The following is a 2,227-nucleotide window of genomic DNA, read 5'->3' on the forward strand; positions in this document are numbered from 1 at the left end:
TTCCGGTGGTTATAGCGTGGGGGAAACGCCCGGTCCCATCCCGAACCCGGTAGCTAAGACCCACAGCGCTGATGGTACTGCACTCGGTAGGGTGTGGGAGAGTAAGTCACCGCCGGAATCAACGTAGAAAAGGGTCGAGGCCCCACCAGGACCACTCACACCGAGTGGACCAGGTGGGGCCTCCCCACATTTAACAGCGCTTTTCGGAATGCGCGGTCTGCCTCCGGGGCACAGGGCGGGCAGCTGGTTCAGCTTCGTGTCGATTTGCCCGGTGTACGGGCTCACAGCCTTCCCGGTGTCCGGTGTCCGGTGTCCGGCCTTCCCTGTGCCGGTGTCCGGCCGGCCTTGTGTTCGGTGCGCGCGCCGGCCCTGCGTACGCTGCCCGCGCCAGTCCTGTGTACGATGCGCGGGTCAGTCCTGCGCCTCGGGCGCGGCACGCATGTCGCCCCTGTTACTGGCCGGTGTCTGTGCGCGCAGCGGCCCTCTGGTTCACTGCGGCAGGGACTACCCGTGCCTGGCCCGTTGAGAGGCCCATTAACCAAGGAAGATGGGTCTGGACAGTCTCCACGCCGGGGAGCTCATGGAACCCATGCCCCTCAGTTGCTCGCGGACCATACACATGCCAGGGGCGCACCGTGTTCGCACGGCGCGCCCCTGGACGGTTTGCTGGTTGTTCTTCAGCGAACCGTGGCGCTGGGCGCGTTGCGCAGTCGCCCGTTCTTCCCGCGCAAGAGCTTGTCCATAACGGCGGCGATGGCGCCGTCACCGGTCACGTTGCATGCGGTCCCGAAGGAGTCGATGGCAACGTACGTGGCGATCATCAGCCCCACAGCGGTCTCGTCGAAGCCGAGCTGCGACTGCAGGATCGCCACGGCCGCCATGATGGCGCCGCCGGGCACGCCCGGTGCCGCGACCATGGTTACGCCCAGCAGGAAGATGAACCCGATGTACTGCCACGTGTCGATGGGCATGCCGGAGATCGTCATGATCGCCGTGGAGAACAGCACGATCTTCAGGGTGGATCCCGAGAGGTGGATCGTGGCGCACAGGGGGATCGTGAAGCCGGCCACGCGCTCGTCGACGCCGTTGCGGCGGGCGCACGCCAGGGTCACCGGGATGGTCGCGGCCGACGACGCCGTGCCCAGGGCGGTTGCGTACGCCGGCAGCATGTTCTTGAGCATGACCAGCGGGTTGCGCCTGGCCACCACTCCCGCGATCCCGTACTGGATGAGCAGGATCACGATGGTCATGATGAACGCCAGCACGACGACGCGCAGGAACGTGGAGATCACCAGCGCGATCTGGCCGTTCATGGTCAGGCTCAGGAACATCCCGAAGATGTAGAGCGGGAGCAGAGGGATGATGACCTTCTCCACCACGCGCATGACGATGGTGCGCAGTTCCGCGAAGCCGGAGTGCAGGGTGGTTCCCCGCACGAACGTGATCCCCACACCCAGGCAGAAGGCCAGGACGAGGGCAGTCATGACGTCGAACACCGGTGGCATGGCGATCTCGAAGTAGCCGCTGAGCGCGTGCTCCTCCGGATTCTCGAGCCCGTCGATCGACTGTGTTCCGCCCAGCAGCCAGGGGTAGCTGCTCTGGGCCACGAGGAACGCCAGCAGCCCCGCGAAGACGGTGGAGCCGTAGGCAACCGCTGCGGTGACCGCGAGCCATTTGCCGGCGCCCCGCCCCAGCTCGGCGATGGCCGGGGTGACGAGACCCACGATGATGAGGGGGATCAGGAAGCCCAGGAACTGGCTGAAGATACCGTTGAACGTCATGAACACTCGAGCGAGCCACTCGGGCATGACTGCTCCGAGTGCACTGCCGAGGACAATGGCTGCGACAACACGGACGAGCAAGTTCTGGGAGAGAGATCTCAAGCGCATGCTCCATTATCAACGGAACCTGGCCACCGCCCCTGCACCAGGGTCCTCGCGTGGCGCTGCGGTGAAGGGCGTGGACGGGCCCAGGGCATTGTGAGGCGGTCGGTGACCGTTTGTAGAATGCTCAGCAGACCAGTGGACATCGCCCGTCGATGACCTGAACACCAAGGCCTGAGGCCGCAGTAGGAGACACCCCTTGAGCGCATCTGATCAGCACGGTTCCCGCGATCACTCGGATCGTCGGCGGGACGAGGGTGAGCGCGGCGGCTGGCGCGGCCGCGAGGACCGCGGCGGACCACGCGGTGGATGGCGTGGGGGTCCCGCATCCCGCGACGGTGGGG

General features: G+C 66.0%; 1 protein-coding gene and 1 rRNA gene. One reads left to right on the forward strand and one right to left on the reverse strand.

From position 1 onward, the window contains the following. Position 1: 1 nt before the first annotated feature. Positions 2 to 118: ribosomal RNA gene (rrf, locus tag D9R02_RS11695) — 5S ribosomal RNA — on the forward strand. A 559-nt stretch (positions 119 to 677) separates the two neighbouring features. Here the strand turns inward: rrf and D9R02_RS11700 are convergent. After that, positions 678 to 1,889 (reverse strand): dicarboxylate/amino acid:cation symporter, encoded by a 1,212-nt coding sequence (locus D9R02_RS11700; protein ID WP_070636573.1) that lies wholly within the window; start codon positions 1,887 to 1,889, stop codon positions 678 to 680. Between the last annotated feature and the right edge of the window lie 338 nt (positions 1,890 to 2,227).

The sequence above is a fragment of the Kocuria rhizophila genome (assembly GCF_003667225.1).
GTDB classification, from domain to species: Bacteria; Actinomycetota; Actinomycetes; order Actinomycetales; family Micrococcaceae; genus Kocuria; species Kocuria rhizophila.

Bases quoted from the DNA above. Each gene is read 5' to 3' on its own strand.
- D9R02_RS11700 (WP_070636573.1), bottom strand. From the start codon at position 1,889: ATGCGCTTGAGATCTCTCTCCCAGAACTTGCTCGTCCGTGTTGTCGCA.